The organism is Halomonas sp. ML-15 (assembly GCF_014779595.1).
GTDB lineage: Bacteria > Pseudomonadota > Gammaproteobacteria > Pseudomonadales > Halomonadaceae > Franzmannia.
The window spans coordinates 360,392-385,266 of sequence record NZ_JACXZT010000002.1; the positions used below are offsets into that span (position 1 = coordinate 360,392).

21 protein-coding genes are annotated in these 24,875 nt (G+C 62.8%); 11 read left to right on the forward strand and 10 right to left on the reverse strand.

Annotation, left to right across the window (positions count from 1 at the left end; translation table 11 throughout):
* Nucleotides 1-12 precede the first annotated feature (12 nt).
* Together IEI94_RS03320 and IEI94_RS03325 are read right to left on the reverse strand one after the other, a co-directional pair.
* Nucleotides 13-519 (reverse strand): PRC-barrel domain-containing protein, encoded by a 507-nt coding sequence (locus IEI94_RS03320; RefSeq protein ID WP_191165530.1) that lies wholly within the window; start codon nucleotides 517-519, stop codon nucleotides 13-15.
* Nucleotides 520-569: 50 nt separating this feature from the next.
* Nucleotides 570-767, reverse strand: coding sequence for a CsbD family protein (locus IEI94_RS03325; protein WP_191165532.1), 198 nt, complete (start codon nucleotides 765-767; stop codon nucleotides 570-572).
* Between the two features lie 272 nt (nucleotides 768-1,039).
* Between IEI94_RS03325 and IEI94_RS03330 the strand changes: the two genes are divergently transcribed.
* The 5 genes from IEI94_RS03330 to IEI94_RS03350 all read left to right on the forward strand — a co-directional run bounded on the left by IEI94_RS03330 (nucleotide 1,040) and on the right by IEI94_RS03350 (nucleotide 6,828).
* Nucleotides 1,040-2,758, forward strand: a complete 1,719-nt coding sequence (locus IEI94_RS03330) for an NADH-ubiquinone oxidoreductase-F iron-sulfur binding region domain-containing protein (RefSeq protein WP_191165534.1) — start codon at nucleotides 1,040-1,042, stop codon at nucleotides 2,756-2,758.
* Between the two features lie 10 nt (nucleotides 2,759-2,768).
* The gene (fdhF, locus tag IEI94_RS03335; RefSeq protein WP_191165536.1) at nucleotides 2,769-5,609 is read left to right on the forward strand and encodes a formate dehydrogenase subunit alpha; all 2,841 of its coding nucleotides are present in this window, start codon (nucleotides 2,769-2,771) and stop codon (nucleotides 5,607-5,609) included.
* Between the two features lie 31 nt (nucleotides 5,610-5,640).
* Nucleotides 5,641-5,874 carry a hypothetical protein gene (locus IEI94_RS03340; protein ID WP_191165538.1) on the forward strand — a complete coding sequence of 78 codons (234 nt, stop codon included), beginning with the start codon at nucleotides 5,641-5,643 and terminating at the stop codon, nucleotides 5,872-5,874.
* A gap of 197 nt (nucleotides 5,875-6,071) precedes the next feature.
* Complete coding sequence (locus IEI94_RS03345) at nucleotides 6,072-6,332, forward strand: hypothetical protein (RefSeq protein WP_191165540.1); 261 nt, start codon at nucleotides 6,072-6,074, stop codon at nucleotides 6,330-6,332.
* A 130-nt stretch (nucleotides 6,333-6,462) separates the two neighbouring features.
* Complete coding sequence (locus IEI94_RS03350; RefSeq protein ID WP_191165542.1) at nucleotides 6,463-6,828, forward strand: hypothetical protein; 366 nt, start codon at nucleotides 6,463-6,465, stop codon at nucleotides 6,826-6,828.
* A gap of 89 nt (nucleotides 6,829-6,917) precedes the next feature.
* Here the strand turns inward: IEI94_RS03350 and IEI94_RS03355 are convergent, their stop codons facing one another.
* From IEI94_RS03355 to IEI94_RS03365, 3 genes are all read right to left on the reverse strand, one after another.
* Nucleotides 6,918-8,288 (reverse strand): sigma-54 dependent transcriptional regulator, encoded by a 1,371-nt coding sequence (locus IEI94_RS03355; protein WP_318153352.1) that lies wholly within the window; start codon nucleotides 8,286-8,288, stop codon nucleotides 6,918-6,920.
* Nucleotides 8,289-8,301: 13 nt separating this feature from the next.
* Nucleotides 8,302-9,765: a sensor histidine kinase gene (locus IEI94_RS03360; protein WP_191165546.1), complete on the reverse strand. Its 1,464-nt coding sequence runs from the start codon at nucleotides 9,763-9,765 to the stop codon at nucleotides 8,302-8,304.
* Between the two features lie 114 nt (nucleotides 9,766-9,879).
* Nucleotides 9,880-11,166 carry an aromatic ring-hydroxylating oxygenase subunit alpha gene (locus IEI94_RS03365; RefSeq protein WP_191165547.1) on the reverse strand — a complete coding sequence of 429 codons (1,287 nt, stop codon included), beginning with the start codon at nucleotides 11,164-11,166 and terminating at the stop codon, nucleotides 9,880-9,882.
* 315 nt (nucleotides 11,167-11,481) lie between these two features.
* Here IEI94_RS03365 and IEI94_RS03370 point away from each other — a divergent pair, with 315 nt between their 5' ends.
* The gene (locus IEI94_RS03370) at nucleotides 11,482-12,588 is read left to right on the forward strand and encodes a hybrid-cluster NAD(P)-dependent oxidoreductase (RefSeq protein WP_191165549.1); all 1,107 of its coding nucleotides are present in this window, start codon (nucleotides 11,482-11,484) and stop codon (nucleotides 12,586-12,588) included.
* 56 nt (nucleotides 12,589-12,644) lie between these two features.
* Here the strand turns inward: IEI94_RS03370 and IEI94_RS03375 are convergent, their stop codons facing one another.
* The 4 genes from IEI94_RS03375 to IEI94_RS03390 form a co-directional block, all read right to left on the reverse strand.
* Nucleotides 12,645-14,681: an NADH:flavin oxidoreductase gene (locus tag IEI94_RS03375; protein WP_191165551.1), complete on the reverse strand. Its 2,037-nt coding sequence runs from the start codon at nucleotides 14,679-14,681 to the stop codon at nucleotides 12,645-12,647.
* Nucleotides 14,682-14,837: 156 nt separating this feature from the next.
* A complete protein-coding gene (locus IEI94_RS03380; protein WP_191165553.1) occupies nucleotides 14,838-15,473 on the reverse strand; it encodes a TetR/AcrR family transcriptional regulator in 636 nt (211 codons plus the stop codon).
* A gap of 87 nt (nucleotides 15,474-15,560) precedes the next feature.
* On the reverse strand, nucleotides 15,561-16,715 hold the full coding sequence (locus tag IEI94_RS03385; protein WP_191165555.1) for a PQQ-dependent sugar dehydrogenase: 1,155 nt from the start codon (nucleotides 16,713-16,715) through the stop codon (nucleotides 15,561-15,563).
* A gap of 84 nt (nucleotides 16,716-16,799) precedes the next feature.
* Nucleotides 16,800-17,678, reverse strand: a complete 879-nt coding sequence (locus IEI94_RS03390) for an AEC family transporter (protein WP_191165557.1) — start codon at nucleotides 17,676-17,678, stop codon at nucleotides 16,800-16,802.
* A gap of 218 nt (nucleotides 17,679-17,896) precedes the next feature.
* On the opposite strand from IEI94_RS03390, the gene glyA reads away from it, so the two are divergent.
* Complete coding sequence (gene glyA / locus IEI94_RS03395; RefSeq protein WP_191165559.1) at nucleotides 17,897-19,222, forward strand: serine hydroxymethyltransferase; 1,326 nt, start codon at nucleotides 17,897-17,899, stop codon at nucleotides 19,220-19,222.
* Nucleotides 19,223-19,287: 65 nt separating this feature from the next.
* On the opposite strand, the gene IEI94_RS03400 is transcribed toward glyA, so the two are convergent.
* Nucleotides 19,288-20,340 (reverse strand): GlxA family transcriptional regulator, encoded by a 1,053-nt coding sequence (locus IEI94_RS03400; RefSeq protein ID WP_191165561.1) that lies wholly within the window; start codon nucleotides 20,338-20,340, stop codon nucleotides 19,288-19,290.
* 153 nt (nucleotides 20,341-20,493) lie between these two features.
* On the opposite strand from IEI94_RS03400, the gene dctP reads away from it, so the two are divergent.
* The 4 genes from dctP to IEI94_RS03420 all read left to right on the forward strand — a co-directional run bounded on the left by dctP (nucleotide 20,494) and on the right by IEI94_RS03420 (nucleotide 24,866).
* Complete coding sequence (gene dctP / locus IEI94_RS03405; RefSeq protein WP_224749905.1) at nucleotides 20,494-21,552, forward strand: TRAP transporter substrate-binding protein DctP; 1,059 nt, start codon at nucleotides 20,494-20,496, stop codon at nucleotides 21,550-21,552.
* Between the two features lie 64 nt (nucleotides 21,553-21,616).
* Complete coding sequence (locus IEI94_RS03410; RefSeq protein ID WP_191165563.1) at nucleotides 21,617-22,126, forward strand: TRAP transporter small permease; 510 nt, start codon at nucleotides 21,617-21,619, stop codon at nucleotides 22,124-22,126.
* Complete coding sequence (locus IEI94_RS03415) at nucleotides 22,123-23,406, forward strand: TRAP transporter large permease (protein ID WP_191165564.1); 1,284 nt, start codon at nucleotides 22,123-22,125, stop codon at nucleotides 23,404-23,406. Before IEI94_RS03410 ends, IEI94_RS03415 begins: the two co-directional genes overlap by 4 nt.
* A 209-nt stretch (nucleotides 23,407-23,615) precedes the next feature.
* Nucleotides 23,616-24,866 (forward strand): sarcosine oxidase subunit beta family protein, encoded by a 1,251-nt coding sequence (locus tag IEI94_RS03420; RefSeq protein WP_191165566.1) that lies wholly within the window; start codon nucleotides 23,616-23,618, stop codon nucleotides 24,864-24,866.
* Nucleotides 24,867-24,875 lie beyond the last annotated feature (9 nt).

The following is a 24,875-nucleotide window of genomic DNA, read 5'->3' on the forward strand; positions in this document are numbered from 1 at the left end:
GCCAGAACAGCATCAGTCGTTGACGGTTTCGCCTACCGTATCGCCGATACTTTCGGCACCTTCGCGAGTGCGCTGCCAGGCGCTTTGGGCCCCTTCGCGAGTGGCCTCCCAGGCCTCGGCGGCATTTTCGCGAGCATCGTCCCACCAATCCCGGTCATATTCGGGCAGCTCCTCGAGCTCTTCTGCGGTGGCATCGAGGTAGACGCGGTGTATGGTATTGCCGTCCTCATCGGTCTCGGTCTCCAGACGATAGTGGTCGTTGTCCAGGACCACGTCGCGTCCCCCAAGCCCTAAGGTGGCGCCGGTTTCGATAACGATGGCTTGAACGCTCATGTCATCGTCGAGCAGGATGTCTTCGACGTCGCCAACGCGCTCATCGGGGGCGCTGTCGAGATAGACATCGGCGTCCATGATAGCGTCGGCGGAGTAGAGGCCTTCGACATCTGCCTGGGCGGTGCTGGCCAGTACCATGCCGCCAGCGGCGAGAGATATGCTGAGTGCGAGTGTCGTCTTGCGCATGCTGTGATCTCCTCGATCATCCATTTCCGTGGTGCCACCAGAGGTGACAGTTACAGCTTTGCGGCCCAATCATTGGCGCGTTGTTCCGCTTCTTCCTTGGTAATGCCGTACTTGGTCTGCAGCTTGCCGATCATCTGATCCTTCTTGCCGGCAATCTGATCAAGCTCGTCATCGGTCAGCTCACCCCAGCTTTCGCGTGCCTTGCCGCGAACTTCCTTCCAGCGTCCTTCGATCTGGTCCCAATTCATGGCGGTCCCTCCTTGTGGTTGCCATTGCCTGCCTCAAAAGCCTAGTGTTCCAGCCGCCCCGACGTCGTTTTCAGGGAGGTGCTCGCCGTGTGTGGCGAGCATAGCGACTATGCTATGTGACAGACTGCCTGTGACAGCGCATCCTTTCTGTTGTGTGCACTGGTAAAGATAATACCGATTTATCGAACTTCAATGCCTTGATAACAAAATATTTCAGTTTGACGTGTGGCTTTGCCACGATGATGAGTGAAACAACCACAACGAGCCCGCCCATGACCGAGACTCCCGCGACCCCCGTGCGTCGCTTCCGCGCCACGCCGCGCGGCCGCGAGCTGGCCCCCGAAGCGCTGTCAGCGCTACGTGCGCTGCTCGGCGACGAGCGTGAGACCCCGGCGCTGCAGCGCCGCGACCTGCTGATCGAGCATCTGCATGTCATCCAGGATCACCACGGTTACCTGTCGATGACCGATTTGCGTGCCCTGGCGGCCTACATGAATCTGCCCATGGCGGCGGTCTACGAGACCGCCACCTTCTATGCGCATTTCGATGTGATCCACGACGACCAGGCGCCGCCAGCGGCGGTGACGATCCGTGTCTGCGACTCGCTCTCCTGCCAGCTGGCTGGCGCTGCAGCGCTCCAGGGCGAGCTCGAAACCGGCGTCGACCCGGCCCAGGTGCGGGTGCTGCGAGCGCCCTGCATGGGACGCTGCGAGAGCGCCCCGATCGTCGAGGTCGGCCATCGTCACGTGCTGCACGCCAGCCGCGAGGCGGTGGAGGCGGTGGTCGATACCGGTCACTTTCATCCCGAGGCCATCGACTGGCAGCACCTGGACACCTATCGCGATGCAGGAGGCTACCGGCTACTGCAGGCCTGCCGCGACGGCGAGGTGGCGGTAGAGACCCTGATGGAGACTCTCGAAGCGGCTAATCTGCGTGGCCTGGGCGGCGCTGGTTTTCCGACCTTCAAGAAGTGGTATTTCGTGCGCCAGGAGCCTGGCCCGCGCTACTGTGCGATCAACGCTGACGAGGGTGAACCCGGCACCTTCAAGGACCGCTTTTACCTGGAGCGTGACCCGCACCGCTTCCTGGAGGGCGCGCTGGTCAGCGCCTGGGCGGTGGAGGCCGAGGCGCTGTATATCTACCTGCGCGACGAGTATCCCGGCCTGCACCGCGTGCTACACGAGGCAGTCCGCGAGCTGACCGCCGTGGGGCTGGTCAGTCCCGGCTATGTGGTGATCCGGCGCGGCGCCGGCGCCTATATCTGCGGCGAGGAGTCGGCGATGATCGAGTCGCTGGAGGGCAAACCCGGCAAGCCTCGCCACCGCCCGCCGTTCGTCGCCCAGCGCGGCCTGTTCGACCGTCCGACCCTGGTCAACAACGTCGAGACCGTCTACTGGATCCCGCTGATCTGGGAGAGGGGAGCCGAGTGGTTCGCTAGCCACGGCCGTCACGGCCGCAGCGGCCTGCGCAGCTTCTCGGTATCCGGGCGGGTCAAGCGCCCTGGGGTGCACCTGGCTCCGGCGGGAATCACCCTCGAGGAGCTGGTCGAGGAGTACTGCGGCGGCATGGCCGACGGTCATCGCCTCGCCGCCTACCTGCCCGGGGGCGCCTCTGGTGGCATTCTGCCGGCCAGCAAGGCGGATATCCCGCTGGACTTCGACACCCTGCAGGCCGAGGGCTGCTTTATCGGCTCCGCAGCGGTGATCGTGCTCTCGGACCAGGACGATCTACGCGGGGCTGCCAGCAACCTGCTGGCCTTTTTCGCCGACGAGTCCTGCGGGCAGTGCACGCCGTGCCGCGTCGGCACCGAGAAGATGCTGACGCTGATCGAGCGCGATGAGTGGCATGCCACCGATCTCGAGCGGCTTTCCCAGGTGATGATGGACGCCTCGATCTGTGGTCTGGGGCAGGCGGCACCCAACCCGGTGCTGGGCCTGCTCAAGAATTTCCGCGAGGGATTGGCGGCGCAGCAGATCATCGTCAAGGGCTGAGGAGGTCACCATGACAGAGCAGAACTTTACCCTGACCCTCGATGGCGCCGAGGTCACCGCTCACGCCGGTGAGACGCTGTGGCAGGTTGCCAAGCGCGCCGGCGAGACCATTCCCCACCTGTGCTACAAGGATGCTCACGGCTATCGCGCCGACGGCAACTGCCGCGCCTGCATGGTCGAGATCGATGGCGAGCGGGCACTGGCGGCGAGCTGTCTGCGCCAGGCTGCGCCAGGCATGGTAGTCAGGAGTGCCAGCTCCGAGCGCGCGCGGATCTCCCGCGAGGCGGTGATGGAACTGTTGATCGCCGATCAGCCCGAGCGCGAGGCGAGCCCCGACCGGGCCAGCCACTTCTGGGCCATGGCCGACCAGCTCGCCATCGACGCCGCGGCGGTGCGCGAGTGGCTGCCGCCGCGCAGCGCGCGCGACGCGCCCACGGTGCACCATGTCGCTGCGCGAGACGGCGCCTTGGGTCATGCCCAGGGCCACGATGCCAGCCACTCGGCAATGAACGTCAATCTCGACGCCTGCATCGAGTGCAATCTGTGCGTGCGCGCCTGTCGCGAGGTGCAGGTCAACGACGTTATCGGTCTGGCGCACCGCGGGGCGGCCTCCAAGATCGTCTTCGACTTCGACGACCCCATGGGCGAGAGCACCTGCGTGGCCTGCGGCGAGTGCGTGCAGGCCTGCCCCACCGGAGCGCTGATGCCGGCGACGTTGATCGACGCCGCCGGACGCGGTGACTCGACAGTGGCCGACCGTCAGGTCGACTCGGTGTGCCCCTACTGCGGGGTGGGCTGTCAGCTCACCTACCACCTCAAGGATGACGAGATCCTGTTCGTCGAGGGTCGCGACGGGCCCTCCAATCACAACCGGCTGTGCGTCAAGGGGCGCTTCGGTTTCGACTACCCGCGCCATCCGGCGCGGCTGACCAAACCGCTGATCCGCAAGCCCGGGGTCGCCAAGGGGCTCGACCCCGCCTTCGACCCGGCCCAGCCGTTGAGCCACTTCCGCGAGGCGAGCTGGGAGGAGGCGCTGGACCTGGCCGCCGGTGGCCTTACCGCGCTCAAGGCCGACCACGGCCCAGCGGCGTTGGCCGGCTTCGGCAGTGCCAAGTGCTCCAACGAGGAGGCCTGGCTGTTCCAGAAGCTGGTGCGCACCGGTTTCGGCTCCAACAATGTCGATCACTGCACCCGGCTATGTCACGCCAGCTCGGTGGCGGCCTTGATGGAGTGCATTGGCTCCGGGGCGGTGACCGCCTCCTTTATGCAGGCCGAGCAGGCCGACGTGGTGATCCTCACCGGTTGCAACCCCACGGTGAACCACCCGGTGGCGGCGACCTTCTTCAAGCAGGCCGCCAAGCGTGGCACCAAGCTGATCGTCATCGACCCGCGGGGACAGTCGCTGGGCGCCTACGCCCATCAGACCCTGCGCTTCACCCCGGGCAGCGATGTCTCGCTGTTCAACGCCATGCTCAACGTCATCGTCAGTGAAGGCCTCTACGACCAGGCCTATATCGATGAACATACCGACGGCTTCGAGGCGCTCAAGGCCCATGTGGCCGAGATGACCCCCGAAGCGATGGCGCCCGCCTGCGGCGTCAGCGCCGAGGAGATTCGTCAGGTGGCGCGGGAGTATGCCAAGGCCGAGCGAGCGATGATCTTCTGGGGCATGGGCATCTCCCAGCACACCCACGGCACCGACAACGCCCGCTGCCTGATCTCGCTGGCGCTGGCCTGCGGCCACACCGGACGCCCGGGCACCGGCCTGCATCCGCTGCGCGGCCAGAACAACGTTCAGGGCGCCTCGGACGCGGGCCTGATACCGATGGTCATGCCCGACTATCAGCCGGTTTCCGACGCCCAGGTGCGCAGCGCCTTCGAAGAGCTGTGGAATACCCAGCTGGACCCCGAGCCGGGCCTCACCGTGGTCGAGATCATGGATGCCATTGCCGCAGGCACCATCCGCGGCATGTATATCCAGGGCGAGAATCCGGCGATGTCCGATCCCGATCTTGATCACGCCCGCGCCGCCCTGACCAAGCTCGAGCATCTGGTAGTACAGGACCTGTTCGTCACCGAGACAGCGCAGTACGCCGATGTGATTCTGCCCGCCTCGGCGTGGCCGGAAAAAGATGGCACCGTCACCAATACCAACCGCCAGGTGCAGATGGGCCGCGCCGCCATGCCGCTGCCCGGCGATGCCAAGCCCGACTGGTGGATCATTCAGGAGATCGCCCGGCGCTTTGGTCTGGACTGGGACTACGCCCACCCCCGCGAGGTGTTTGCCGAGATGCAGCGCGGCATGCCTTCGCTGGACCACATCAGCTGGGAGCGCCTCGAGCGCGAGGATTCGGTGACCTACCCGTGCCCGGCGGATGATGCCCCCGGCGCCGACGTGGTCTTCTCGGACGCCTTCCCCACCGTCACTGGGCGCGCTCGCTTCAGTCCCACGGTGCCACTGCCGCCGGATGAGCCGATCGACGGCGACTATCCCACGGTGCTGACTACCGGTCGTCAGCTGGAGCACTGGCACACCGGCTCGATGACCCGGCGCGCCAAGGTGCTCGACGACCTCGAGCCCGAGGCGGTGGCCAGCCTGGCGCCGGGAGAGCTCCGCCGCCTGGGGCTTCAGCCCGGCGACCCGGTGACCATCACCACCCGGCGCGGGTCGATCAGCCTGCGCGCGCGGGCCGATATGCTGATGCCCGAGGGCATGGTGTTCGTGCCGTTCTGCTACGCCGAGGCGGCAGCCAATATCCTGACCAACCCGGCGTTGGATCCCTACGGCAAGATCCCCGAGTTCAAATACGCCGCCTGCCGACTGACTGCCGCCGCAGCGACGCCGGCGTAGTTCGAGGCCTTTATGGGAGGAGGGCAGTGCCATGATGATTGCCGAACTGATAGACGGGGACGACTTTCGCCAGCGCCTGGTGGCGCTGGGCGTGCAGTTGCCCGAGGGGGCCTGCCCCGAGACTTGCGCTCGGCTGGCACGGCGTAAGCAGCTTGAGGTCGGCGTACCGGGACTGGAGGCGGAGATTGCCGCGCTGATGCAGCAGCGAGAGATCATGCTGCCATCGGTGCGTCGGGCTATCGAGGATATTCTCCAAGCGCGCTAGGCAGCACCTGGCCATTGCGACCCATGTGTCATTTTTCGCCACTCCTGGCCCCTTGGAAAGGGCCAGGAGTGGCTCCTGTCGATGTGCACATGAATATATAAGATCCTGTTTTTAAATACATTTTATTGTTTTTCGGGGCGGATGGCGCGCTATGTGCTTGGTGTTGGGTGACACTCAGCAATCGTCAGGAGACAAGGATGAACACTCGCACCAAGGCAAGTCGCAAATTCATGGCCGCCACATCGATTGCCGCCATGCTATTGGGCAGCCTGGCGCTCGCGGGCTGTGGCAACGATGACGATATGCCCCCTATGGAAGACGATCCGGCAATGGATCAGCCCATGGAAGAGGAGCCAGGAATGGAGCAGGACATGGGAACCGATCCGGCAATGGATGATCCCGACATGGATGGTGGAATGGGCGACGACGACATGATGGACGAGGACGAGTCATTCTAATTGCGGCTTCGTAATTTTCAGCAAAGCCCAATGATGGCGGGAAACGGAGGTCCCGCTGGCCGATCGGCGACCCGTTCGCCGGCTGGCTACACAGGGATGTGGCCTTATACGGATCAGGAGGTTATTCGCGATGATGTCCAAGGTATTCTTGAAGCAGTTCGGTATTCTTGGTGTCGCTCTGGGGCTGACAGCAAGCCCACTGGTGATTGCCGATACACATGACACCGGTGCGCCAGCGGACCCAGCCGGAACCTCGGATCCCGCTTCGCCAGGTACGCAAGATCCTGCCAGCCCTGGGACTGACCCCGCCGAGATGGAAGAGGGCACTGCGGATCCAGCGACTGGCGACCCTGGTACCGGTGATGAGCCCGAAGCAACCATGCCGGATGAGGAAGAAGCTGGCTTTGGCGATGGTGGCGAAGCAATGCCCGGTGAAGCGGAGCCGCCCGCCGAGCATTCCGGGGAACCGCTACCCGAAGACGAGGAGTTCGATTGATCGCGATCTTATGTCCTTAGTTTTCTGATCGTTCGCACCAACGGCGCCTATCAAGGCGCCGTTGGCGTTTCTGGCATATCAGGTGCGACTCAACTGGCGTCGTCCGGGTCCTCAAGCCGGCGATAAAGGGTCTTGCGCGCAATGCCCAGGATGTCGGCGGTGCGCCGCTTGTTGCCACCGGTGGCTTCCAGCACCTTCTGGATGTAGCGCTTCTCGACGTCCTCAAGACTCGGCCAGTGGGTGCCTTGGGTGGCGGGCACTCCTTCGCTGCCGACTGCGGCGCGCCTCGTCTCGGCGTGGCCGCGCAGGCGTTCGGGCAGGTCGTCGTGACAGAGAATACCATCCTCTGCCAGGGTGACCGCGCGCATGATGGCATTCTCCAGCTCACGCACGTTACCCGGATAGGGGTAGTTGATCAGCGCCTGAAGCGCCAGCGGCTCGACCTGTTCGATGCTCTTTCCCTGCTGCTCGGCGTGCTTGTCGATCAAGGCGGCGATCAGTCGCTCGATATCGCCTTCGCGTTCGCGCAGCGGTGGAATGCGTAGCGAGAAGGTTTCCAGCCGGTAGAAGAGGTCGCTCCTGAAATTGTCGCTCTCGATCTCCTTCTCCAGATCGCGGTGGGTGGCGGCGATGATGCGCACATCCACCTTCTCTTCCTTCTCGGCACCCACGGCGCGCACGGTCCTTTCCTGCAGGGCGCGCAGCAGCTTGGCCTGCAGCGAGGGGGGCATCTCCCCTATCTCATCGAGAAACAGGCTGCCGCCGTTGGCGGCGTGGAACAGCCCCTGGCGCGCTTCATTGGCGCCGGTGAAGGCGCCCTTGACGTGGCCGAAGAACTCGCTCTCCATCAGCTCCGAGGGGATGCTGGCGCAGTTGACGGCAATGAAGGGAGCGTCTTGACGGGGACTTTCGGCGTGGATAGCACGGGCAAGCAGCTCCTTGCCGGTGCCGCTTTCGCCGAGAATCAGCACCGGTGCGGTGCTCTTGGCCAGCCGCGCGGCATCGTGAAACAGCGACTGCATCGTCTCGCTCTCGCCAACGATGCCGTGAAAATGCGGTCGTGCGCCGCCAGCGCTCTCGAGGCGTGCCGCCAGTCGACGATTCTCGAGGACGCGGTAGACGGCGTCGCGCACATTTTCGAGATCCAGCGGCTTGGTCAAGAAGTCGTCGGCGCCGATTTTCAGCGCCTCTACCGCCTGCTCGATGGTGCCGAAGGCGGTAATCACGATAAACCCTACCTTGCTGTCATCGTGGCGCAGCCGCTCGAGCAGCTGCATGCCGCTGATGCCCGGCAGGCGCACATCGCTGATGATCAGTTCGACGCTCTCATGGCTGAGAGTGGCAATCGCCTCCTCGGCGCTGCCGACTCCCAGGGTGGTATAGCCAGCTTCCTGCAGCTCTTCCTCGAGCAGTTCGAGAATCGCCGGGTCGTCTTCGACGATAAGAATCGGCGGGGTCACGAAAGCCTCCTTGTCATGCGGGTTGCGCTCCCTGAGTGGGTTTCGGGTCATCGGTGGGGAAAGTCAGCTCGAACCCGGCGCCGCCGAGGACGCTGTCGAAGACCCCCACGGTGCCGCCGTGATCGTTGATGATACGGTGAACCATCGACAGTCCCAAGCCGCTGCCCTGGCCGACTGGTTTGGTGGTGAAGAAGGGATCGAAGACCCTGCTCTTGTTGGCCTCATCGATCCCCGGCCCGTCGTCCTCGACCTTGATGTGCAGTTCCGCGTTGAGGGTTTCGGCGCTGACCCGGATATGCCCGCCGGGATTGGCCTGCAGCGCGTTGTGCATCAGGTTGGTGAACACCTGGGTGAGCTGCTGACCGTTGACGACTATCTGTGGCGCAGGATCGGGGAGGGCGACCTCGACATGGCTGCCGTGGCGCTCCAGCTCCTCCTCGAGCAGGCCGATCGCCGAGGCGATCAGCTCGTCGAGTCGACAGCACTCCTTCTCGACGTTGTGCTGGCGGCCAAGTTCCATCAGTTGACGCACGATCACCACGATACGTTCGACCTCGCTGCGAATGCGGCCCAGTTTGGCACGCTCGTCGTCGCCGATCACCTCGCGCCGCGCCAGGCGCTGAGCCTGGCCGTTGATGACCGTCAGCGGTGCACCGATCTCATGGGCGACGCCGGCGGCCAGGACACCCAGCTCGGCGAGTTTCTTCGACTTGCGCAGGCGCTTTTCGAGTTCGATCTCCTTGCGTTGACGCGCCTCGATATCGGCATCCTTTTCGGCCATCGAGTCGAGCATGCCGTTGAGGGCCAGCGACAGCTTACGATACTCGGCGGGGCCGTCGATCGCCGCGCGCTGGCTGCGGTCGCCTTTCTCGACACGCTCCATGACCCCCAGCAGGCGATTGAGTGGCCGCTCGATATAGTGGCGAAAACCCCACCAGATCATCAGCACGATACCGGCAGCGCCCACCGCGAACACCACTACCGCGACGATGCTGATGAAGCCAGTGTAGTTCTCGATACCGGTATTGAGTCGGTTGACCTGCAGCACGCCGCGAATTTCGCCGCCGGGGGTGGTCAGCGGCACCAGCGCCGAGTAGTAGTTCCAGCGCTCATGCTGGCGGTAGTCGCCTGTGGGTTCCTCGGCCTCGACCACGGCGCGGATATCGTCGGCGTCGAATAGCTCCTCGCCGAGTCCCAGGCCGTAGATCTTCTCGCCCTCGGTATCGAACACATAGGCGCCGTAGATGCGGTGAAAGGAGAACGCCGAATGCAGCGACTCCTGGAGCGCGTCCGGGGTGTCGCGCTCCAGGGCGTAGCCCAGTGAGGTACCAATGGCGTGACTGATGATCTGCACCTCGCTCTGCAGCTTGGTGCGTACGTTGTCCTCCAGCGATTTGATCGCTACCAGGCTGAACACCAGCAGAATAAGGAACAGCGGCACGAGGACCGTGACGATGATGATGTTGCGTAGGCGCATGGGGGCTCACAGGGACGCTCGGACGAGAAACTATCCCAACACGCCGTGACGCGGAAATCCAGCCGCTTTGAAGCGGGCCACCGGCAGCGGAGCCGGTGGCCTATACAGCGAAGATCAGCTCTGCACTACCCTGAGGTGTGGCGCGGTGTGGCCGAGGTTTTCCTGCATGCGCTCGCTGTACCAGTCGATAAAGTCGATCACCCCGAACTCGTAGGTCGCCGAGTAGGGGCCTGGCTCATAGGCCTTGGAGTTGATGCCGCGCTGGTTCTCTTCGGCCAGGCGGCGATCCTGATCATTGGTGGCATCCCACACCTTGCGCAGCTGCTCCGGGTCGTAATCAACGCCGGCCACGGCATCGGCATGCACCAGCCACTTGGTGGTTACCAGGGTCTGCTGCGGGCCCAGCGGCAGGACCCGGAACACCACCGCGTGGTCACCCATGAAGTGGTTCCAGGAGTTGGGCAGATGAAGAATCCGCAGCGAGCCCATGTCGGGGCTCTGCAGGCGTCCCATCAGCTTGCGGCAGCCGGGTTTGCCGTCCATGGTCATCGACACGGTGCCCTCCAGCAGCGGGGTGCGGGTCAGGCGGTTGCGCTTGCCGAAACGCTTGAGCTGCCAGGGCACCTGCTCGGCATCCCAGTCGGCCTGTTTGCGCGCGACCTGGGCCTTGTAGGCAGGGGTGGCACGGGGATCGTCGCTGTCGTCGAACTCGAGCAGGGTATTGAGCAGCTCTGGGTGAGCGCCGTTGCAGTGATAGCACTCACGGTTGTTCTCGAGCACCAGCTTCCAGTTGGCCTGCTCGACGATCGAGGACTCCACCGCGACCTTGGTGTTGGCCATGTCGTAGGGCTCGAGATAGTGCTCGAGGGTAGTCAGAAAGTCATCGATGACCGGCGGCTGGTCGGCGAGGCTGACGAAGATGAAGCCACCGGCGGTGCGTACATGAATCGGCTTGAGGCCATACTGGCCGAGATCGAAGTTCTCGCCCATATCGGAGCCGGCGAACAGCAGCCGGCCGTCGAGTTCGTAGGTCCACTGATGGTAGGGGCAGACCAGTTTGGCCACCTTGCCCTTGTCCTTGACGCATAGCCGCGAGCCGCGGTGTCGGCAGACGTTGTGAAAGCCATGAATAGTGCCGTCGGCGCCGCGAACCAGGATCAACGGATTGTCACCGACCTCCAGGGTCAGGTAATTGCCCTTGGCGGGAATTTCGCAGCTCATGCCGGCGAACAGCCACTCCTTCGCGAAGATCTCCTGCATGTCCAGCGCGAACAGGCGGGCGTCGTTGTAGAACGGCTGGGGCAGTGAGAACTGCGGCCTACGCTGGGTGAGCATGGTGCAGGTGGCCTCGCGGGCGCCGGCCAACGGGTCGTCGAGACGCTCGAGTGACATCGGGTCCATGGAAATGCTTCCTCTGTAACGGGGGCCGCGGGCTGCGGCGCGGATGTAGTCGGGGATGGATGTGGCCGGCGCGATCGAGAATGCTTGCCGGCGAGTGTGTACCAGCCGCACGGAGTGCAGTTGTCTGGCGACGACAAGGCATGATGCAACGGCGACGCGTGTAGCAAGAATCCTGCCCGGCGCTGGAAGTGGGGGGTATGTCGGTGTCGCAGACAGGCATGTGGCATGTACGCGCTATGCGCAGAATTCCCGACAACGGTACCGCCACACGGGCGCGGTGCCATTCACATGATCGCAGCCCAGGCGAGTGCCCCTATGACCATGAACTTCCTCAACCCGGTCACCACCCAGACCTGGACCAACGGCCGCCACCTGGTGCGCTGCGTGAAGGTGATCCAGGAGACCTGGGACGTACGCACCTTCTGCTTTATGGCCGAGCAGCCGGTGCTGTTCTTCTTCAAGCCGGGGCAGTTCGTGACCCTGGAACTGGAGATCGACGGCGAGCAGATGATGCGCTCCTACACCATCTCCAGTTCGCCCTCAATCCCCTACAGCTTCTCGATCAGCGTCAAACGTCTGCCAGGGGGGCGGGTCTCCAACTGGCTGCATGACAATCTGCGCATCGGTACCGAGCTGGCGGTGCATGGGCCGGTGGGCAACTTCAACGTTATCGACTATCCCGCCGACAAGATTCTGATGCTCTCTGGTGGGGTGGGGATTACCCCGTTGATTTCCATGGCGCGCTGGTTCTTCGATACCAATGCCGCGGTGGACCTGGAGTTCGTGCACAGCGCGCGCACGCCGCGCGATATCCTGTTCCAGCGCGAGATGGAGCATATCTTCTCGCGAATTCCCGAATTCAAGCTGCATATCGTGTGCGAACGCAGCGACGAGCTGGGCGAAACCTGGGCTGGCTTTCGCGGCTATCTGAGTCAGGCGATGCTCGAGCTGATGGCGCCGGACTTTATGCAGCGCGAGATTTTCTGCTGCGGCCCGACGCCCTACATGAACGCGGTCAAGCAGATCCTGCGCGATAACGGCTTCGATATGGCGCACTACCACGAGGAGTCGTTCGGTGCCACGCCGCTGGATGTCCAGGAGGAGGTGCAGGAGCTGGTCGAACAGGCTGAAGCCGAGGCCGAAGAGCTCGATGTGGCGGAAATGCTCAGCGTCGAGTTCTCTGCCAGCGGCAAGAGCGTGCGTATTCAACCCGGCGAGACGGTGCATGCCGCCGCCGCCAAGCTCGGATTGCACATTCCCAAGGCGTGCGGGATGGGCATCTGCGGGACCTGCCGCGTGCCGCTGAACTCGGGGCAGGTCAATATGGAGCACAACGGCGGCATTACCGATGAGGATATCGCCGAGGGCTACATTCTGTCGTGCTGTAGCATGCCCATCGGCGACGTGGTGGTGGAGTACTGAGCCGACAGGCACTGCTGAGCGCCCCATGCCGCCTGCTGCGTCATGGGGCGCCTGCACTACAGGTCCTTGACCAGTCGCAGCGCATCATAGATGGCCGCGTGGGTATTGCGTGACGCTACGGCATCGCCGATACGGAATAGCTGGAATTCACCCTTCGCGTTGCGGACAGCCGCCTGGGGCCGACCGACGATCAGGTCGTCGTAGTTCACCTCGCCGCCGTTGCTGGCGTGGGGCTTCAGCGCGAAGTAGATGTCGGCCATCGGCGTGATACCGTAGTTGACCACCACCTGGTCGATGCGCCGCTGATGCTCGAGGTCCTTGTAGTCGCTGGTGATCCTGGCCAGCAGCTCGCCGCCATCCCGCTGCACGGACTTCAGCCTGTAGGTGGGCGTGAAGGTGACGTTGGAACGCTGTAGAGATCGCATATAGGGCACCAGATTCATGGCCATGATCTCCGCCGAGAAGGTGCGGTCCGGGGTCATGATCTCCAGCTCGGCGTCGCTGGCGGCGAGGATCTCCGCCGCCTGCATGGCGGCGTGATCGCCGGCATCATCGAACAGCAGCACTCGCTTGCCCGGTGACACATGGCCGGAGAGGACGTCCCAGGTGTTGACCACCAGTTCGCTACCAACCGCGGGCTGATCTTCCATGGGATAGCCACCGGTGGCCACGATTACCACATCCGGTTGTTCGGCAAGCACCTCATCCACCTCGGCCCAGACGTTGTAGCGGATCTCGATACCCAGCGCCTCGCACTGCGCCAGGCGCCAGTCGATGATGCCCAGCATCTCGCGGCGACGCTCGCTCTGCGCCGTGAGTCGCACCTGACCGCCGGCATCGCTGGCAGCTTCCAGTACCACCACCGAATGGCCTCGCTCGCCGGCGACCCGGGCGGCTTCGAGCCCGGCGGGCCCGGCACCGACGATCACCACTCGACGCCGCTGTGCCGCCTTGGGGATGGTGTGGGGCATGGTGGTTTCCCGCCCGGTGGCGGCGTTGTGGATGCAGTAGGCCGCGCCGCCCTGGTAGATGCGATCCAGGCAGTAGTTGGCGCCGACGCAGGGGCGGATCTCCTCCTCGCGGCCTGCGATGATCTTGCTCACGATGTGCGGGTCGGCCATATGGGCACGGGTCATGCCGATCATGTCGACCTTGCCCGAGGCGATGGCGTGGCGGGCGGTGGCCACGTCCTGGATCTTGGCGCCATGAAAGGTGGGGAAATCCACCTGGCGACGGATCTCGCCGGCAAAGTCGAGATGCGGGGCGCTGGGCATGCCCTGGATGGGGATCACGTCGGTGAGGCCGGGGTCGGTGTCGATATGGCCGCGCACCACGTTGAGGAAGTCGACCATGCCGCTGTCTTTGAGACGATGGGAGATCGTCATGCCCTCATCCGCCGTCAGCCCGCCGGGCAGCATCTCATCGCCGGTGTAGCGTACGCCGACGATAAACGCCTCGCCGACCCGCTGGCGAATGGCGTGCAGCACCTCGAAGGTGAAGCGCAGTCGGTTGCCGAGCTCCCCACCATAAGGTCCTTCGAGGGTATTGGTCAGCGGCGACCAGAACTGGTCCATCAGGTGGCCATAGGCCTGCAGCTCGATGCCATCCAGGCCGGCCGCCTGCATGCGCTCGGCGGCGTCGGCGTAGTCGCGGATCAAGCGCTCGATATCCCACTCTTCGACCTGCTTGGGAAAGGCGCGGTGGGATGCCTCACGATAGTGCGAGGCCGACACCGCCGGTAGCCAGTCGCCCTTGTCCCAGCGGGTGCGACGGCCCAGGTGCGTCAGCTGGATCATCACCGCGGTGCCATGCTCGTGGCAGGCGTCGGTGAGCTCGCGCATCCACGGCACCACCTCGTCCTTGTAGGCCAGGATATTGTTGAACACCGGCGGGCTATCCTTGGCCACCGCCGCCGAACCGGCGGTCATGGTCAGGCCCAGCCCGGCCCGGGCACGCTCGACGTGATAGGCCCGGTAGAGCGCCTTGGGCATGCCATCCTCGGGGTAGGCGGGCTCGTGGGCCGTCATCATCAGCCGGTTCTTCATGGTCAGATGCTTGAGCTGGAAGGGCTCCAGCAGCGGGTCGTTGGCCATCGTCAGGACTCCATCTTGTTGTGTAATGGGACGCCACTAACATGAATGTACATCATGGTCTTTTAAATGTACAAAGATGTACATTTTGGGGGAGCATATCCGACCGCCACGCAGGGCGGCGTGCCGGGTAGTGACGGGCGATCAGAGTGGCTGTGGCTAGCCGCTATCGGTTGGAGAAAACCCATGACGGGCGTGGAAGCGTTTCAGCTCGCGAGGCTCGGGACGCTGACCGGTGAAGATTTCCACATAGGCTGGGATGCGCTGCATGCGCACCTCGAGGGGCTCCTGGGTCTTCATCGAGATATAGCCGATCTGGGTCAGATAGATGGTTCGGCCACGCACGTTGGCCGCCAGGGGGGCGTAACCATAGCGCTCGAACATCCGCGACAGTGCGTCGATACGGGTGGCGTCGGCGGCCTCGATTTCACTCACCACCGGCGCCGACTGCAGCGCCCAGCTGCGCATGGCGAACTCCAGCGGAGAGTCGAACAGCCGAGGGTTCAGCCAGCAGTCGAAGACATTGAGCATCGCCTCGGCGATGGTCTCGGCATAGGCCTCGGTCTGACGCACCAGTCCCTGGGTATTCTTCTCCCGCCAGCGCGCGATCAGCGCATCCAGCAGCGCTTCGCGATCCTTGAAGAACCAGTAGAAGCTGGTTCGAGACAGCTTCAGCCGCTTGGCGAGGGGGAGAATGCGTACGCTATCGACGCCGGACTCGAGCAGCATGTCAAACGCTGCATCGAGCCAGACGTCCTTGGAGCCCTTGGCGGAGGTCGTACTGGGTGATGGCATCGCGGCGGTCTCTGGAGGCGTCGTGGCAAAGTGTACATAGGTGTCATTTTTATGTACACGTTGCCTTGCGACTGACCGCCACCCACCCTACTCGTCGGGTTCGAGGCGGTAGAGCCCGCCGTCGCCATGATCGGTGAGCAGGTAGATATAGCCGTCGCTGCCCTGGTGCACCTCACGAATGCGGCCGATCTCGCCGTCGAGCACGATCTCGCGGTGGGCTACCTCGCCATCTTCCATGACCAGCCGCTTTAGCTGCTCGCTGCGCAGCCCGCCGGCGAGCAGATTACCCTGCCAGGCGGAGAGCGCCTCACTGTCGACCTGGGCCAGCCCCGAGGGGGCAAAGCGATCCGCGTAGATATAGCGCGCGTCCTGCATATCCGGGTGCGAGTCGACGCCGATCGGCTCGCGGGTGCCATAGTCGACGCCGCGGCTTACCGTCGGCCAGCCGTAGTTCTCGCCGGCTTCTATCAGGTTGAGCTCGTCGCCGCCCAGCGGGCCGTGCTCGCTGGCCCAGATCGCGCCGTCGGCATCCACGGCGAAGCCCTGGATATTGCGGTTGCCGATGGAGTAGATCTCGTCCAGGGCACTGTCGTCGTCGACGAAGGGATTATCGTCAGGCACGCCGCCGGTCTCGGTCAGGCGCAGCACGCTCCCGGCGTGGTCGTCGGCATCCTGGGAGCGCTCGGGCTCGACGCCGCGGTCGCCGACGGTCATCAGCAGCGTGCCGTCGGGCAGCCAGGCGAGCCGCGAGCCGTAGTGGCGCCCCGGCTGGGAGTAACGGTCCTGCTCGAACAGCTCCTCGACATCGACCAGCGCGTCGCTATCCAGGCGCGCCCGGGCCAGGGCGCTGACGGTACCGCCGTCGCCGGGCTTGGAATAGGTGAAGTAGAGCCACTCCTCACCCTCGGCATAGGCGTGATGCAGGGTGACATCGAGCAGGCCGCCTTGGCCGTTGACGGCCACTTCCGGTACGCCGTCGAGGTGGGTGATCTCGTCGCCGTCGATCAGCGCCATGCGACCGCTGCGTTCGGTGACCACGAAGCGACCATCGGGCAGCTCGGCGATGCCCCAGGGATTCTCCAGGCCGCCGACCAGCTGAACGATGCGCAGCGTCGCCTCTTCGCTATCGATGCCCTCGGCGACGACCTCCTCGGCATGGGCGGTACTCAGGCCCAGCAGGCCGCCGGCGACCAGTGCGCTGCCCAGCACGGCGCCTTGCGATGTCTTGCCCAACTTGCTCATGATCTCGCTCCCTGTGTCGAACTCACTGACATGAATGGGTGACCCTTACCCTAGCAGAGACCTCGGCAAGCCGGGTTTTCTCCGCTACATCATGATCGCCAGCAGGATCGGCAGGTAGATGAACGACAGCAAGGTGGAGCAGAACACCAGACCGGCGACGTACTTGGGGTCGTGCCCGGAGCGCTGGGCGAACAGGTAGTTGAACACCGCCACCGGCATGCTCATCTGCAGCACCAGGATGCTGTGGGCCAGCGGCGGCAGGCCGATCACGGTGCCGATGCCCCACGCCAGCAGGGCCGCGGCCAGGGTGCGGATCACACTGAAACCGACCCCCGACGAGAGGTTGCGGGCCTGGATGCTGGCCAGCGATACGCCCAGGGTGATCAGCATGAGCGGCACCGTGAAGCCGGAGATCAGGTCCACGGTATTGTCCAGCCAGCGCGGCAGGGCGGTGTCGGTAAGCAATAGCAGTAGGGCGATGCCGATGGCGTAGATGGTCGGAGTACGGGCCAGGGTGCGCAGTGGCCGGCCGCTCTTGCTGTGCATGGCGGCGCCAAAGGTGAACTGCACCAGCGACACCGTGACCATCGAGGCGATGGCGAAGGCGAAGCCGCTGCTGCCGAAGGCGTAGAGCGTCACCGCCAGTCCCATGTTACCGGTGTTGGGATACATCATCGGTGACAGCAGTACCCGCCAGTCCTTGCGCACCAGCGGCGCCACGGCAAAGGTCAGTAGACCCATGGCCACGATCACCAGCAGGGTACCGAGCATGGTCCTGCCCAAGCTGTTGGCGTCGATGTCGGCGCCGGTCAACGAGGCCAGAATCAGTGCCGGGGTACCGATATTGAAGACCAGCTTGGTGACGAACTCCACCGGGTAGGCGTGGCCGAGGCGAATCCAGGTGAAGCCCAGGCTGGCGCCGACGAAGACCGGAGCCATGACGGCAAAGAGTTCGACAAACATGCGGTGTCCTTGGTGGTCGGCGACGAAGGTCTAAGGCATGCGGTTATTGTCGTCGATTCATGCTGCGCTGCAAAGCGCGCGTCGGATGTCGCAATACGGCACTGCTGTCGCAAACGCATCGCGTCGTGACGTCGCCAAGCATCTTGGCCGTCGGGGCGGGGGATACCATCGCCGCAAGTGAATTAGCTCTCCCCCTCGCGTACCCCCTGGAGGCCCCTATGCCACACCGCGACGGCTTTGCCCATACCGACACCTTGGCGGCATTCGACGCCCCTCTGGCCGCGGCCATCGCCGACGAGACGGCGCGCCAGGAGGCGCATGTCGAACTGATCGCCTCCGAGAACTACGCCAGCGTGTGGGTCATGCAGGCTCAGGGTACCCAGTTGACCAACAAGTACGCCGAAGGCTATCCAGGCAAGCGCTACTACGGCGGCTGTGAGCATGTCGATGTGGTCGAGAAGCTGGCCATGGAGCGCGCCTGCGACCTGTTCGGTGCCGACTACGCCAACGTCCAGCCGCACTCCGGGGCCCAGGCCAATGCCGCCGCCTTCATGGCGCTGGTGAAGCCCGGGGATACCGTCCTCGGCATGAGCCTGGCCCACGGCGGCCACCTGACCCACGGCGCGGCGCCCAACTTCTCCGGCAAGCACTATCACGCCGTGCAGTATGGCCTGAATCCCGAGACCGGCGAGATCGACTATGCCGAGGTCGAGCGGCTGGCCCATGAGCACCGCCCCAAGCTGATCATCGCCGGCTTCTCGGCTTACTCGCGGGTCGTCGACTGGCGTCGCTTTCGCGCCATCGCGGACGCCGTGGGCGCCTGGCTACTGGTCGATATGGCACATGTGGCGGGCCTGGTGGCTGCCGGCCTCTATCCCAGCCCGCTGCCGCATGCCCATGTGGTGACCACGACTACCCACAAGACCCTGCGCGGCCCCCGCGGCGGCCTGATCCTCTCGGCCAGCGGCGATGCGGACCTCTACAAGAAACTCAACGGTGCGGTATTCCCCGGCCAGCAAGGCGGGCCGCTGATGCATGTCATCGCCGCCAAGGCAGTGGCCTTCAAGGAGGCCATGAGCCAGGAGTTCGTGCAATACCAGCAGCGGGTGATCGACAACGCTCGGGCGATGGCCGCGGTGTTCATCGACCGCGGCTTCGAGGTGGTCTCCGGCGGCACCGACGATCACCTGTTCCTGGTCTCGCTGATTGCCCAGGGCGTCACCGGCAAGGACGCCGACGCGGCGCTGGGGCGCGCACATATCACCGTCAACAAGAACGCCGTACCCAACGATCCGCAGAGCCCTTTCGTCACCTCCGGCCTGCGCCTCGGTACTCCGGCGGTGACCACACGCGGCTTCGATATCGACGACTGCCAGACGCTCGCCGAGTGGATCTGTGACATCCTCGATGCCTTGGGCGAGGGCAGTGACAGCGCCGCCGTAGAAGCCGAAGTGCGCGACAAGGTCGCGATCCTGTGCGCTCGCTACCCGGTCTATGCTGATAGCCGACATGTCGACGCCGAGCGGCACAGCGCCATCGCCTGAACAAGGCGTAGGCCATCACCCATAAGGCAGCCTAGGCAAATAGCGTCTTTGGCTGCTCAAGCAGGCTAGCCTGGCGGATGATGCTGTTGGCTAGCCTTTGCCTTTCGGAAGCGGCCAGGTGGAATATCGAATAGCTGATGGAAGCTACGTCGGAAGTGGGAAATACTGATAAATCCAGTGGCTATGGCTATTTCGGTGATGGACTTGTTGGTCTGTTGCAGTAATCGGCGAGCATGAGTCAAGCGCAGTTCGAGATAGTAGCGTGAAGGGCGGGCATCTACATGCCGCTGAAATAGGCGCTCCAGCTGCCGCCTTGAGATATCGATGCAGTCGGCGATTTCGTGGATGGAAAGCGGTTCTTCTATGTTGTTATGCATTAGCTCTAGCGCTAATTTTAGCGACTGTGGCAGGGTCGGGTCGTTATCGATACTGATGACAGATATATCAGCTACTTCCTGACGCTTATCGCAGCTCAGGATCTCCTCAATGGCGTTAGTAAAATCTTCTCCGCAGTCCCGGCGCACTACTGCCAGCATCATATCTAGCGAGCTGTTGGCCCCCGCACAGGTCAATCGCTCTCTATCCAGGACATGATGATGCTTAGAAATTATGACCTCAGGAAACATCTCTCGCAGAGCGGTGCGCCCATCAGGATGATAGGCGCATTCATAGCCACTCAACAGCCCAGCTTCGGCCAGGAGCCATGCGCCGTTCCACAAGCCCCCTAGCGTGACGCCCATTTTGCTGGCAGCCCTGAGTTTGTTGCGCACTACGGGAGCATGCTGCAGATCAACCCTCAATCCACCACATACAATCAGCATATCTAGCTGTCTTTCATCGAGCTCCTCAAGTTGACAGCTTACGGGGGTCTCGATGTTGAGGTCGCTCAATACATGCTTGCCTGAAATGCTAGTCACTATCACCTCGTAAGGCGTAGAGGGGCGCATCAGATTGGCAGTCACCAAGGCATCCACCGCGCCGGTGAAGGCCATCATGGAAAAATGCTCTAGCAGTACGAAAGCAACCTTACGCGTCTGGGGCTGCCCCATTTGGTGCGAGCTGGGCGGGAGGTAAGCCCTGTTCTTGTTCTTGAGCAAGCTTTCAAAATGAGCGGCCATGTGAGAATGGGCTCCTGATGTTGGGTCTCTGGCCGGGACTGTCCGGCTAGACCAAAGTTCAAGATACGCAAAGTGATGCGGAAATCAAAGCCGTCGCTCTGCGGCACGGAGGTGTCGCATGCGGTCCGCTGCTGAGGGGGTGGGGTGCCCAGAATGAAGTTCTCCTCCTCATTCGAAGGTAGTGAATCGATGAAAGATAACAAAATCAACAAGCTAATAATTTGTTTGCCGCTGCTAGGCTTAGCCTTGGTGACATCCGATGCTCAGGCGAGCGAGACCACACTGAATTTCCATAGCGGTCTGGCGCAGTCCCGGCCGGAGGCAGCGCATATTGAGGAGTTCGCCAGGTTAGTGGAGGAGAAATCCGGCGGCGAACTGAAGATTAACGTCAATCATGCTGGTGCACTGGGGCTCAGGGAAGCGGATATACTGCGTACCTTGCAGCGCGGCATGGTGGATATGGCACTGTTGTACGGGGAGTATTACACCCGGGATGCGCCTGCACTCTCCGCGGTATACGCCCAAGGGGCGATCACCGAGCCAGAGCAGCACCTTGAGATTCTGCCCGTCATCAAGGAGCTGTACGACGATGGCTTCGCACAATGGGATATTCACACTGTGGGGGGAGTGGTAGCGCCGGTATTCGATGTGGGGTTGCACTGCAAGGAGCCGGTTAACACCCTCGAGGACTTACAGGATAAGAAAGTGAGGGTCTGGTCGAGGCACCTCGTCGAGACCTTCGATGAGTTGGGCATTGCCGCTCAGGTGATCCCTCAGAATGATATGTATATGGCCCTACAGACGGGTGTCGTGGACTGCGCCTACTATCTCTCTACTGTCGCCAAGACCATTTCTCTACAGGAAGTAACCGAATACGAGGCTTACCTGCATCCCTGGGCCGCGGCACCCTGGATATTCGGCATCAGTGAACGAGCACTGGGCCGATTGAACGACAACCAGCGTCAAGCATTGGAAGAGGCCGGTCAGGAGGTGTGGGACATCACTCGTGAGCTGGCCGTGGATCCAGAGCGAGAGTCCGAGGCACGCACAGAGCGCGAAGCGCTGGGTATCACCGTGCTCGAGCCATTCTCCGCTGAGGATGTTGATACCTTCGTGACGGCGGCCTGGAACAACTGGCAGAGCCTGGCGGAGAACGCTGGGGAGGATGGCCTGCGTTACTACGAGACAGTGACCAAAGCACTTTCCGAGTGAGGCCTATCCATCGGGAGCCAGTCACTGGCTCCCGAGTTTTTGTCATTTCAGGGTGGATAAATCGATGCTGAAGAAAATGAGCGCCATCGTCGAGCGATCGGCTCATGGCGCCTTTCTGCTTGGCGTGCTCAGCGGTATTGCGATGACGGGGCTGATCTTCGTCAGTACGCTGATGCGCTATATTGGTGGCCGGCCCGTGCGTTTTTCTGACGAGCTGGCCGGTCTGTTATTTCTTTCCATGACCTTCCTCTGCCTGCCCTACGTGCTGGACAAGGGGCGCCATATCCGCATAGAGATCGTGCGAAGGCTGGTGCCAGAGCCGGCGGCCGGCATAATGGATATGATCGGCACGCTCACCTTGGTGACCTTCTGCGTGGTGTTCGCCTATGAGGCGTGGGACTTCATGGAGTTCTCCCACTCTATCCGATCGCGAACGGATATCAGCGGCATCCTGCTATGGCCCTGGATGACGCTCATGCCGATATCCATGCTGCTGTGCATACTGGTGCAATTTCGCCATGGCATACGTCAAGCGCCTAGCGACAATGTTTCGTCTGGGGAGGTTGGGCCATGAGCTGGTTACTGCTTAGTGGTGGGCTTGCCGTACTTCTTACTAGCGGGGCAATCCTGGGTGCGGCGCTGGGGTTGGTTGGCATGGCGCTGCTGCATTTCCAGGCCAATGGTGCTACACCCCTGGCGATCACCGCTTCTTGGAACATGTTGACCGACTTTACCCTGAGCGCGGTGCCACTGTTCATTTTTCTTGGGGAGGTTCTCCTGGCGAGTGGTATATCCAAGCGAGTCTATAATGGTCTGACGCCACTCTTTGCACGTGTGCCGGGGCAGCTGCTGCATACCAATATTGCGGTATGTACACTGTTCGGTGCCGTCAGCGGCTCCAGCACCTCGACGGCCGCTGCCATTGGCTCGGTAGGTTATCCTGAGCTGAGATCGCGCGGCTATGAGCCCGGTATGGTGGTAGGTAGTTTGGCGGCGGGCGGCACCTTGGGCCTATTGATACCGCCGAGCCTGGCGCTGATCATCTACGGCGCCACCCAGAATGTCTCCATCGGCACCCTGTTCGTCGCCGGTATGCTGCCGGGCCTGATGATTGCTTGCGCCTTTTCAATATGGATCATCGTACGCACTAAGCTTGGCGGGCCGATTGCACCCGTGGCGGAGGGGCGGATGGACTGGCTAGCGGTGGCCCGCGGGCTTAAGGAGATCTGGCCGCTGCCGATCCTGATCTTCTTTGTTCTCGGGACCATTTACTTAGGTATTGCGACACCAACAGAGTCCGCTGCTCTAGGTGTTGTCGCGAGTATCGTGCTGGGCATGACGTGGGGAAATCTCGATCTACCCAAGCTGTGGCAGGCGTTCAAGAACGCCTCCCTGATGTTTGCGGCAATTGGCATGATTTTACTCGGCACGGTCATTCTATCTCAGGCGGTTAGTCTGTTGGGCATCCCCCGCTCCGCGATAGACGCTATCAGTGGTTTTGGCCTAGGCCCCTACGGTATTCTGCTATTAATCGTCATCATCTATATTGTGCTGGGTTGTTTTTTCGATGGTATTTCACTGCTATTGATGACGCTACCCATCACCTTCCCTATGATTATTGGCCTTGGGTTTGATCCCATCTGGTTTGGCATCGTCGTTACCTTGTTGGTCGAGATAGGAATGATAACTCCTCCCATGGGGTTGAATCTTTTTGTCTTGACATCCATTTCCAAAAACGAAGTCGACCTCACCACTGCGGCCAAGGCTTCCTTGCCCTATTGGCTGATACTGCTTGGCGCGGTGGGGCTGTTCACGCTTTTCCCTGAGCTAATCCTCTGGGTCACACGCTGGTAGCGGAGTAAATATCTTCATACTGCTCGACCTGCCATGGGGGTTGTGCATGGCAGGCTGCGCTTCTCTTGACCTGTCTGTCGCAAATGCGACCTGGCATGACGCTGGCGAGTAGTTCGTCGCAACGAACGACTCTTACCATCGTCGGCAGTGATGAAGTCATTCACCACCTTGCAACTGCGCCCGGCGCAGCCATCCCGCAGGAGTCGACCATGCAACGATATTCCGGCTTCGGCCTGGTCAAGCACGCGCTGAGCCATCATGAGCACTGGGAGCGCCAGTGGCGCAACCCCACGCCCAAGAAACAGTACGACGTGATCATCGTCGGTGGTGGCGGCCACGGCCTGGCCACCGCCTACTACCTGGCCAAGGAGCACGGTATCACCAACGTAGCGGTGGTCGAGAAGGGCTGGCTGGGCGGTGGTAATACGGCTCGCAATACCACCATCGTGCGTTCCAACTATCTATGGGACGAAGCGGCGGCGCTCTACGAGCACTCCATGAAACTCTGGGAAGGGCTCTCCCAGGACATCAACTACAACGTGATGTTCTCCCAGCGCGGCGTGCTCAATCTTGGCCACACCCTGCAGGACATGCGCGACATCCAGCGCCGGGTCAACGCCAACCGCCTCAACGGCGTCGACGGCGAAGTGCTCGATGCCGCCGGCGTGCAGCAGATCGTGCCGATTCTCGATTGCTCCAAGCGTGCGCGCTACCCGGTGATGGGCGCCTCCTGGCAGCCGCGGGCCGGCGTGGCACGCCACGACGCCGTGGCCTGGGGCTATGCCCGAGCCGCCGATGCGCTGGGCGTCGACCTGCTGCAGAACACCGAGGTCACCGGCTTCAAGATCCGCGACGGCCGCGTCTACGGCGTGCACACCAACCGCGGCGATATCGAGGCCAAGACCATCGGCTGCGTCACCGCCGGCAACTCCGGGGTGCTGGCCAAGATGGCCGGCTTCCGGCTGCCGCTGGAGTCCCACCCGCTGCAGGCGCTGGTCTCCGAACCGCTCAAGCCGGTGCTCGACACCGTGGTGATGTCCAACCACGTCCACGGCTACATCAGCCAGTCGGACAAGGGCGACCTGGTGATCGGCGCCGGCATCGACGGCTACAACGGCTACGGCCAGCGCGGCAGCTTCCCCACCGTGGAGCACACCCTCCAGGCCATCGTCGAGATGTTCCCGATCTTCTCGCGGGTGCGCATGAACCGCCAGTGGGGCGGCATCGTCGACACCTGCCCGGACGCCTGCCCGATCCTGTCGAAGACGCCGGTGAAGGGGCTGTTCTTCAACTGTGGCTGGGGGACCGGTGGCTTCAAGGCCACGCCTGGTTCGGGGCATGTCTTTGCCGCCAGCCTGGCCAAGGGTGAAATGCATCCGATTGCCGCGCCGTTCTCCATCGACCGCTTCCATAGCGGAGCGCTGATCGACGAGCACGGTGCGGCCGGCGTAGCGCATTGAGTGATTAAT

What these genes read in the sequence shown, in the direction of transcription:
- IEI94_RS03385 (WP_191165555.1), bottom strand. Translation starts at nt 16,715, where the DNA reads ATGAGCAAGTTGGGCAAGACATCGCAAGGCGCCGTGCTGGGCAGCGCA.
- IEI94_RS03390 (WP_191165557.1), bottom strand. Translation starts at nt 17,678, where the DNA reads ATGTTTGTCGAACTCTTTGCCGTCATGGCTCCGGTCTTCGTCGGCGCC.
- IEI94_RS03345 (WP_191165540.1), top strand. Translation starts at nt 6,072, where the DNA reads ATGAACACTCGCACCAAGGCAAGTCGCAAATTCATGGCCGCCACATCG.
- dctP (WP_224749905.1), top strand. Translation starts at nt 20,494, where the DNA reads ATGAAGTTCTCCTCCTCATTCGAAGGTAGTGAATCGATGAAAGATAAC.
- glyA (WP_191165559.1), top strand. Translation starts at nt 17,897, where the DNA reads ATGCCACACCGCGACGGCTTTGCCCATACCGACACCTTGGCGGCATTC.
- IEI94_RS03325 (WP_191165532.1), bottom strand. Translation starts at nt 767, where the DNA reads ATGAATTGGGACCAGATCGAAGGACGCTGGAAGGAAGTTCGCGGCAAG.
- IEI94_RS03330 (WP_191165534.1), top strand. Translation starts at nt 1,040, where the DNA reads ATGACCGAGACTCCCGCGACCCCCGTGCGTCGCTTCCGCGCCACGCCG.
- fdhF (WP_191165536.1), top strand. Translation starts at nt 2,769, where the DNA reads ATGACAGAGCAGAACTTTACCCTGACCCTCGATGGCGCCGAGGTCACC.
- IEI94_RS03370 (WP_191165549.1), top strand. Translation starts at nt 11,482, where the DNA reads ATGACCATGAACTTCCTCAACCCGGTCACCACCCAGACCTGGACCAAC.
- IEI94_RS03375 (WP_191165551.1), bottom strand. Translation starts at nt 14,681, where the DNA reads ATGGCCAACGACCCGCTGCTGGAGCCCTTCCAGCTCAAGCATCTGACC.
- IEI94_RS03320 (WP_191165530.1), bottom strand. Translation starts at nt 519, where the DNA reads ATGCGCAAGACGACACTCGCACTCAGCATATCTCTCGCCGCTGGCGGC.
- IEI94_RS03340 (WP_191165538.1), top strand. Translation starts at nt 5,641, where the DNA reads ATGATGATTGCCGAACTGATAGACGGGGACGACTTTCGCCAGCGCCTG.
- IEI94_RS03400 (WP_191165561.1), bottom strand. Translation starts at nt 20,340, where the DNA reads ATGGCCGCTCATTTTGAAAGCTTGCTCAAGAACAAGAACAGGGCTTAC.
- IEI94_RS03415 (WP_191165564.1), top strand. Translation starts at nt 22,123, where the DNA reads ATGAGCTGGTTACTGCTTAGTGGTGGGCTTGCCGTACTTCTTACTAGC.
- IEI94_RS03360 (WP_191165546.1), bottom strand. Translation starts at nt 9,765, where the DNA reads ATGCGCCTACGCAACATCATCATCGTCACGGTCCTCGTGCCGCTGTTC.
- IEI94_RS03380 (WP_191165553.1), bottom strand. Translation starts at nt 15,473, where the DNA reads ATGCCATCACCCAGTACGACCTCCGCCAAGGGCTCCAAGGACGTCTGG.
- IEI94_RS03365 (WP_191165547.1), bottom strand. Translation starts at nt 11,166, where the DNA reads ATGGACCCGATGTCACTCGAGCGTCTCGACGACCCGTTGGCCGGCGCC.
- IEI94_RS03350 (WP_191165542.1), top strand. Translation starts at nt 6,463, where the DNA reads ATGATGTCCAAGGTATTCTTGAAGCAGTTCGGTATTCTTGGTGTCGCT.
- IEI94_RS03410 (WP_191165563.1), top strand. Translation starts at nt 21,617, where the DNA reads ATGCTGAAGAAAATGAGCGCCATCGTCGAGCGATCGGCTCATGGCGCC.
- IEI94_RS03420 (WP_191165566.1), top strand. Translation starts at nt 23,616, where the DNA reads ATGCAACGATATTCCGGCTTCGGCCTGGTCAAGCACGCGCTGAGCCAT.